This is a genomic window from Bacteroidia bacterium, from assembly GCA_026932145.1.
Classification (GTDB): Bacteria; Bacteroidota; Bacteroidia; order J057; family JAIXKT01; genus JAIXKT01.
Genome location: JAIXKT010000008.1, coordinates 114086 through 122483 on the forward strand (window position 1 = coordinate 114086; position 8398 = coordinate 122483).

The following is an 8398-nucleotide window of genomic DNA, read 5'->3' on the forward strand; positions in this document are numbered from 1 at the left end:
TTTAAAATTCTAATGGATTATACCAACCCATTAGCATAACGACCAAGTAGGCACAAAATCCCGCTACCGCTACCGGAATAATGTAAGTCGCCAAATCTAAATATTCAGGAATTAGCTGCTTAGTTCTTCCTGTTTCTAATGCCAAAGTGATGTTTGTTATACAGCTTATAATTTCTTCTGAACTATTTAAAGCATAAAACCTCCCATTTGTACCATCAGTAACTTTCTTTAGTTCCTGATAATCAATATTTTGCTTTGTTGAGTCAATACCAATACCGATAATATAGATTGAGGTTTGGTTTTTTTGGCATATCGGCACTAATGATTGTAATGAAACTCCTTGATTAGAAGCCCCGTCTGTTAGCAATACAATAGCTGAATGGCGTGCAGCCACCGAACTGTCATACAAAAGCGGAACGGTCGTTAAGATAGCATCAGAAAGATTTGATTGATTTCTGGGCAGTTGATTAATAGGAACTTGTCTAAAAATTTCTTTTAGGAGTTCGTGGTCATTTGTGAGTGGCGAAATAACAATAGGCTGGCTACCTACAACACCTAAGCCAACTTCATCAGTTGGGCGTTTTTGCAGCAACTGTTCAAAACAAAGCCAAGAAATTGCTGCTGCCGAAGTATTTTCTATAGGTTTATCCATACTGGCAGAAATATCAACCCACGCATACCAACGCTGCCCCGCTAATACGGATTCTTTTTCCCCCATAAGCCGTTGAGGGCCTGCCAAAGAAATAACAACCGCTACTAACGTTAATAGCTGTAAAATAGGCAAAACATATAATTTCCCCAAAAAATATCCTTTTTTAGCGGGTAAATAAGCTACAACTAAACGAGGCCGCCGAGCACGATAAAAACGAAAATACCAATATCCCGCTAACGGAGGTATAACCCCCAACAACCAAAACCAAGCAGGATAAGTAAAGACAAAAGAACTCAATTTCTCCTAAAAAATCATCGAATAAGAAAATATCCCTAACTTAATTACTTGATAACTAAGTTAGGAAGCGAAAATTAGTTTTGCAAAAATAGCGAATAAAAAATTAGAATTGTAATTAGGTATTTTTATGGGTTAATTTTTTGGTAATCAATAAGTTATTAATTTTTTCTGAAATCTAATACAAATTCTTAACAAAAAGGTTGAAATTCACGCTTTGAAAGTAGCGATGAATAAACTATTAATAGGCGGGTTAATTTGGTTTTGGTTGTTATGTGTTGGTAGTTTTGCTCAAAGTGTGCCTAAACCTGCGCCTGCCCAAGCACGCTCGGTGTCTTTGGTAAATGGAACGATTCATACCGGAAACGGACTGGTTATTGAGCGAGGAACAATTGTTTTTGCCAATGGGCAAATTACCAAAATACAGGAAGGCGAATCCCCCGAAACCGGATCCGAAATCATTGATTGTTCCGGCAAGCATATTTATCCGGGACTAATTGCAACCAATACCAAAATCGGGTTAGTAGAAATAGATGCTGCCCGCCCAACCCGAGATATTAATGAAGTAGGAAGAATTAACTCCAACATCAGAGCCATAATAGCATATAACACCGACTCACGTGTAACCCCAACCATCCGTTCTAATGGTATTTTGTATGCCCAAATTGTTCCGGACGGAGAATTGATTTCCGGCTTATCATCTGTGGTTCAGTTAGATGCATGGAGCTATGAAGAAGCATCTTTTATGGTTGATGTTGGGCTGCACATTCGGTTACCGGCATTTAACTTATACCAAAGTGCCCAAATATCTCCGGAAGACCAGCGAAAAAAACAGTTAGAGGTGATTCAGGAGCTTCGTCAGATATTTACTACTGCTTTGCGATATAGGCAGCAGCGTATTTCGAATGAAACTCCAATAGATTTACGTTGGGAAGCAATGAGGCCTATTTTGGCCGGCGAAAAACCCGTATTTTTTCATGTTCAAGATGCTCAAGCAATTACGCAAGCATTATCGTTATCTTCAGAGTTTAAGCTAAAACCCGTCATTATTGGTGGAGGCGAGATTCGCCGTGTTATCCCGATGATAAAATCATCCAAAGCCGCTGTTATTTTGCGTCCGGTGCATAGTTTACCATTTCGGGAAGATGACCCCGTTACGCTCCCATACGAACTTCCCAATTTATTACAAGAAGCCGGAATTATGTATGCACTATCATTGGAGGGAATGTGGAATCAGCGCAACTTGCCTTTTCAGGCCGGAACAGCCGCCGCCTATGGCTTACCCAAAGAACAAGCCCTTCAATCAATTACATTGAATGCCGCCAAAATCTTAGGATGTTCCCAAAAAATAGGAAGCCTCGAAACAGGAAAAGAAGCCAGCTTGATAGTAACTTCCGGAGACGTTTTAGATATGCAAGAATCCATCGTAGAACTGGCCTTTATATCCGGCAGAAAAATATCATTAGCGAATAAACAAACTGATTTATACGAAAAATTCAAATCACGATAGTTTGTTTTGTAGTTTAAGAAATTATGTACCAATATTTTATGTTTTTCAGCTTTTATAGCTGGTGTTTTATTTATTAGAGAAATAACATACACTTGGAGAAAATATTAACAAAATTCAGATGGCTATTAAAAGAGCCGGATAGCCGCGAATTGGTGCTAAAAAGCGGTACAGCTTTTTTTATAAGACTATTTGGTTTTTTAGCGAGCTATCTTTTTACTGTTACCGTAACCCGTTTAGCCGGCGCAGATGCTTGGGGTGTTTTTTCGGTGTGCTTTACCTTTATGAACATTGCTGCTGTGGTTTCTAATCTAGGGTTAGAAACGGCCATTGTCCGTTATGTAGCTGCATTTTTAGCCGATGAGGCAAAAACAAAACTACTGAAAGTGTATAAAATAGGCAAAAACTATGTAGTCGTTTGTGGCCTTATTGTAACGGTAATTTCTTATTTACTGATTCCTTTTATCGCAACACATTTAGGGAAGCCAGTGCTCATTAAGCCGCTACAAATATCGGCATTACTTGTTTTGCCGCTTGCGCTGCTAAACTACCAAGCCGCTGCTTTTCAAGGAACTAAGGACATAATGCGATATACTGTTTTTCAAAACGTCCTTAGATTCATTTTTGCAGCTATTGCGTTTGGTGTTCTTTGGCTTAATGGTGTTTTTGATCCGATACTTGCTTTTGGGGCCGGAATTGTATTGTCGTGGTTGTTAGCATCGTTTCTTTGGCAGCAAAAATATCGTGGAATTGCCATAGATAATTCCAATGAATCAGCCTCAGGGCTGCTGAAAACGGCTCTACCATTATTGCTTGCCTCTTCCATACGCTTACTTACCGGCTGGACAGACACAATGTTCTTAGCTTATTTTCACCAAAACTCGGATGTGGGCATATACAATGTCGTTCTCAAATTATCACAACTGACCATATTTACCTTAGTTGCTTTCAATAGCGTTACGGCACCTAAGTTTTCGGAAGCTTATGCCCAAGGCGATATGGTTTCGTTGGGAAAAATCATGCGCCGTTCTAATGTGATGATTTTTTGGACAACCATTCCGATTCTTTTAATAACGTCTTTGCTGCCCAGTTTTTGGTTAGGTCTTTTTGGAAAAGAATTTATTGCCGGTAAAATTGCTCTGTGGGTATTAGCTTTTGCGCAGTTTATCAACGCTGCCACAGGATCTTGCGGCGTATTTCTGCAAATGACAGGTAGCGAAAAAGTATTTCAATGGATTGCAGTTATCGCTGCTGTACTCGATATTATTGTCAATATAATCTTGACACCTACCTATGGAATCTTAGGCTCAGCCTGTGCCAGTGGCCTCAGTATTATATTCTGGAATTTAGCCAGTGTCTGGTATATCCGGAAAAAATTTGCCATCAAAGCAATGTATATCCCCGGTATTTATTAACACAATACTTTGGTAATAATGCTTAGCTATTTCCTATTCTAAGTCCGAGAAAGATATTACTTAACTTCCTTGTATTTGTTATAAGCCATTTGACACACTTTATCCATTGCTTTAAAAATTGTAGTGTCAAGATTTGGAGTATTTGCAATGCTCGTTAAAGTTACAACAGCGTTATAGAGAATTTCGTTGTCTTTGCGTTCAATACGTTCAATAAAGTTTATTTTATTACTCCCTTTTGGAGATTCTGAAATAATTATTTCCTCTGTATTTGCATCTATTGCGAATAATATATTCTTATTCATTTCTATTTAGGTTGTTTTATCCAATCATTAATGTAAATGACATCGTCCATTAGGGTTGGTAGTCATATTTTTACACCTTGTGCCTTTCTTGGTTATTCCAGTGCATTGGCTTGAAGTAGTAGAGGTCTTTTGGGTATCAGAAGAAGGTTCGGGTGGTTTTGGCACTGTTTCCTTATTTTCGCAGCAGTTATTGCCCACTTTTTTATTATGTATTTTACAATAACAGCCATTTGATTTACTTCGGTTGCATCCTTGACAGAGCAACTGAATATTTGAGGCATCACTAACTCCGCCACAAGAATAGGGTATGATATGGTCATATTCTAACTTTTGAGAGCTACCACAGCATTTGCATTTGCCGCCGTCTCTTGTATAAACAATCTTTTTTGTTGTTCCCGAAATATATCTACTTTGAGAAAAACAATAGAAACTGAATAAAAGTAATGGTATAATTAAGTATAATCTTTTCATTTTAATTTCTGCGTTAAAATACTAATAAAGATCATGAATAAAAAAACAATGTGATTAACTATCTGATTTCCAGGATTTATCATAGAAAAACATTCTGCTCGTAATTTATAGCTATTGTTCATAATATCAAGTATTTTGGAGTTCAAAAATATAATGTGAATTCGGAAAGAAGTCTAATAGCTGATTTAGGTTACAAAAAATCAAATAGATAGCGGGTGATTTTTTGGATCAGGTGTAATCTATCTGGCCCCAAAACGTTATGTTGATGCCCCGGATACACAAAGTAATCTACTTGTTTGCCGGACTTTATCGCTTCTTTTAGGAATTTAATACTGTGTTGCCACACAACCACGTCATCAGATGTTCCGTGAATCAGCATTAATCTACCGTTAAGGTTATGGGCGGCACTGAGTAGGTTAGCTTCTTTGTAGCCGGCCGGATTTTCGGCAGGAGTATCCATATAACGCTCGGTGTACATGATTTCATACATTTTCCAATCTATCACGGGGCCTCCAGCTATTCCCACCTTGAAAAAGGGTGTTTTACACATCATCGTTGTGGTCATAAATCCTCCAAAACTCCAACCATAAACGGCAATGCGTGCTGAATCTACAAATGAATGGCTCTTTAGAAACCGTAAACCCGTTAATTGGTCTTCTAATTCTGATTGACCCAGCTTCCGAAATGTAGCTTGCTGAAAGTCTCTACCTCTGTTTTCAGAACCACGATTATCAACGGTAAAAACAACGTAGCCTTCTTGAGCTAAATAATGGAACCACAGGCTGGCCCCCGAAAGCCAATTATTGATGACCAACTGGGCGTGTGAACCTCCATAAACATAGATTAAAGCCGGATATTTTTTATTTGGGTCATAATTTGGCGGAGTAATCATCCGGTAGTATAGCGGCATATTGTGCGTTTGGCCAAAACCGCTTGGGATAATTCCTACGGTAGTTTTTCCCAAAGTGTATGATTTTAAGGGATTTTCTGCCTTTAATAAAGGTTTGATTTCCTGAAAACTAAAGTCTCGTATGGCTATTTCTCTGGGCACTTCGGCTGATGAGTATATATCCACAAACCAATCGTTATTAGCGTTATGCACGGCGGTATGTACTCCCTTTAGCTGACTCCATATTACGGCAGATTTATCACCTTGTTTAACAGCTAATTTAGCTGTGCAAGGTAGCATATTGGTTGGATTTTCGGGATTCCCCAAAAATAGTACCTGCGAACCGGCTTTGTTGAACCCGATTATTTTAGAAACAATCCAATTTCCACGTGTGATTTGTGCGATGAGTTTACCGGTAGTATCATAGTGATAGATGTGGTTAAACCCGTCTCGTTCGCTAAGCCACAAAAACTCACTTGGCTTACTCGGCAGGAACTCAGGGCCGGCTTCCGGCTCTACATAAATAGCGTGAGTTTCTGTAAATAATGTCTTGATAAATGCCCCTGTTTCAGCATTATACACATTTAATTTCAGCTCATTTTGCCCACGATTTACAATGGCGATGTAGATGAGTTTATCATCAGGAGTAAAGGTTATATTGGTTAAGTATTGTTCTTTGGGTTCACCGGTATTTAGATAAATCGTTTTTTGGGTATTTAGGTCAAAAACACCCACAGTGGCGTGGTGGCTTGCCTGACCGGCAAAAGGATATTTGATGGGATTGGATTTAGCCGGCATTTCATCAAAGTCAATAATTGGGTAATCTGTAACCATTGTTTGATCCATACGATAGAAAGCACAAGCCGTTCCGGAATGATTCCAAAAAATCCCTTGGTTGATTCCAAATTCATTTCGGTGTGCAGGAAAGCCACAGACTATTGCTTTGTCCGTTTCGTGAGTAACGGCAACATCTTGCCCATTCCGATAGCGAATGTGCAGGTTGTTTTCCTGAGAATATGCAATATGAAAGTTCTTAGGCTCTATTTGGATATTTTCAGACTCAGCGGGAACTTCACTAATCTGGATTATGCTGCGTGATGTTACAGAATATGAATAATATTTTGCACCTTGATTAAAGTACAATGTATTGTTATCTAACCAATTAAAGATAGGGAAAGCCATAAACTTAGGTAGTTTAGTGGCGATTGCTACTTCGTTAAAGCTATTTAAGCTAAACAAGCTATCTGTACCAGAACCGCCTTTGGTCATCTGTGGTGATGTTTCCACCCACCAGTCATTGCCGTTAGCTTGCTTTTGCACATAAGAAACTTTACCTGTTGTGCCCCTCCATTGAATTTGAGGTAAAATTGCCGGACCAAGCACTGTTCTTTCTTTCAAAACAGCATCTTCTACGGTTAGTTTTTTCTCCTGAGAAAATCCTTTCAGAAAAAAACAACTACATAAACATAAAAAAACTATAAACTTAGTGGTTGCTTGCATAACACGAAATAACAAAAAAAATCGGCAGGGCTATCGAGAAATAAATAGGAGATATTGGCGACAAAACTATTTTTAGCGTATCTTAGCTATACGTTACAAAATATGCACAAAGTGGTCGGGTTACTTTTGGGGTACTTATTGCTGGTATCGGGAGGGTTTAGTCAAATAATATGGCTCAAAGATAGCTTGATAACACACTATATTTGTCCGCAACAATCTGATTCTGTGATGATTTTGCCATTTAGTTATGGTCAATATCAGATTCATGAGCCAAGTTTCTGGAAAAAAAATTATCCCAACAAAGTCATTCAAAAAGTAGAAATCGTTTATTCTGCATTTCCCTTAGATACAGCTACTTGGAATCATGGAGGGTTTCGGCAGCTACAAAACAGACGGCTGCAGGCACTATTTTCATTAGATACAGTGTTTTTAAAACAATCTATTTATTATCAGAATGTTATCCAAACGGATTGTATAGATAAACAAGCTGCAAAGCAGCTATTTCACGGATTTGTGGTTCATCTTCAAGTTAGTCATTCTGCCCAAAATAGCAACACCGCAGAAGATTCGATGCAAAATAAAATCCGACAGTTAGTAGATTTTAAGATCGGGATAATCAAAAAGTTTGTGGATGGTCAGGTTGCATTTAAGGATTCTGTGATTTTTAAGGTATTTTCAAAATATCCTGAATGGGATAAGATGTTGGTTGTAATAGATTTAACGGGGAGTATGTATCCCTATACTGCTCAGTTACTTCGCTGGATACGCACACACGCAGACGCGCAACGTATTGCTCACTTATTTTTCTTCAATGATGGAGATGATTATATTAAAAACGGTGGCACAAAGTTAGATATAAAAAATTTTACCAATAAAGTCATTGGCAAAACCGGCGGTATTTACGCTGTGCCGCCCAATGATATTGAGGAAGTTTTGGATACCCTCCAAGCTGCTATGTTGGGAGGTGAAGGGGGCGATACCCCCGAAAATGACGTAGAAGCACTGCTCTATGCCCTAAACAATTACCAAGCACCCTACAAAGAGATAGTGTTAATTGGTGATAATCTATCGGCTATCAGAGATTTAGAGCTATCGAGTAAAATTACCAAGCCGGTGCATATTCTCCTTTGTGATGAACGCCGTAATTACAATCCGCATCCAGATAAGGTAATCCTCGCCTATAAAACCAAAGGCAGCATTCACGGGATTGCTGATGACGTTGATTTCACAGACGAAAAAACTGCTTTTATCTGGCAAAATAAAGCCTATTCTATTGAAAACAGAAAAGTAATATTCCTAAAAAATATTGATAATAAGTAATACGATAATGATATTTTAATTAGACCAAAATGTATCTATATTCATATA

Annotated in this window: 7 protein-coding genes; 3 read left to right on the top strand and 4 right to left on the bottom strand. The window is 38.4% G+C overall.

Annotation, left to right across the window (positions count from 1 at the left end):
• Position 1: 1 nt before the first annotated feature.
• A complete protein-coding gene (locus LC115_03530; GenBank protein ID MCZ2355757.1) occupies positions 2-949 on the bottom strand; it encodes a VWA domain-containing protein in 948 nt (315 codons plus the stop codon).
• Between the two features lie 226 nt (positions 950-1175).
• Between LC115_03530 and LC115_03535 the strand changes: the two genes are divergently transcribed.
• Entirely contained in the window at positions 1176-2456 is a 1281-nt protein-coding gene (locus LC115_03535) for an amidohydrolase family protein (protein ID MCZ2355758.1), read from the top strand.
• Between the two features lie 92 nt (positions 2457-2548).
• On the top strand, positions 2549-3868 hold the full coding sequence (locus LC115_03540; GenBank protein ID MCZ2355759.1) for a flippase: 1320 nt from the start codon (positions 2549-2551) through the stop codon (positions 3866-3868).
• A gap of 56 nt (positions 3869-3924) precedes the next feature.
• Here the strand turns inward: LC115_03540 and LC115_03545 are convergent, their stop codons facing one another.
• The 3 genes from LC115_03545 to LC115_03555 form a co-directional block, all read right to left on the bottom strand.
• The gene (locus LC115_03545; GenBank protein MCZ2355760.1) at positions 3925-4170 is read right to left on the bottom strand and encodes a hypothetical protein; all 246 of its coding nucleotides are present in this window, start codon (positions 4168-4170) and stop codon (positions 3925-3927) included.
• A 27-nt stretch (positions 4171-4197) separates the two neighbouring features.
• On the bottom strand, positions 4198-4641 hold the full coding sequence (locus tag LC115_03550; GenBank protein ID MCZ2355761.1) for an HNH endonuclease: 444 nt from the start codon (positions 4639-4641) through the stop codon (positions 4198-4200).
• 190 nt (positions 4642-4831) lie between these two features.
• Positions 4832-7045 carry a S9 family peptidase gene (locus tag LC115_03555; GenBank protein MCZ2355762.1) on the bottom strand — a complete coding sequence of 738 codons (2214 nt, stop codon included), beginning with the start codon at positions 7043-7045 and terminating at the stop codon, positions 4832-4834.
• An 87-nt stretch (positions 7046-7132) separates the two neighbouring features.
• On the opposite strand from LC115_03555, the gene LC115_03560 reads away from it, so the two are divergent.
• Positions 7133-8350, top strand: a complete 1218-nt coding sequence (locus LC115_03560; protein ID MCZ2355763.1) for a hypothetical protein — start codon at positions 7133-7135, stop codon at positions 8348-8350.
• The last annotated feature ends 48 nt before the right edge of the window (positions 8351-8398 follow it).

Excerpts from the sequence above, each read along its gene's own strand:
- LC115_03535 (MCZ2355758.1), top strand. The coding sequence starts at position 1,176 with ATGAATAAACTATTAATAGGCGGGTTAATTTGGTTTTGGTTGTTATGT.
- LC115_03560 (MCZ2355763.1), top strand. The coding sequence starts at position 7,133 with ATGCACAAAGTGGTCGGGTTACTTTTGGGGTACTTATTGCTGGTATCG.
- LC115_03545 (MCZ2355760.1), bottom strand. The coding sequence starts at position 4,170 with ATGAATAAGAATATATTATTCGCAATAGATGCAAATACAGAGGAAATA.
- LC115_03550 (MCZ2355761.1), bottom strand. The coding sequence starts at position 4,641 with ATGAAAAGATTATACTTAATTATACCATTACTTTTATTCAGTTTCTAT.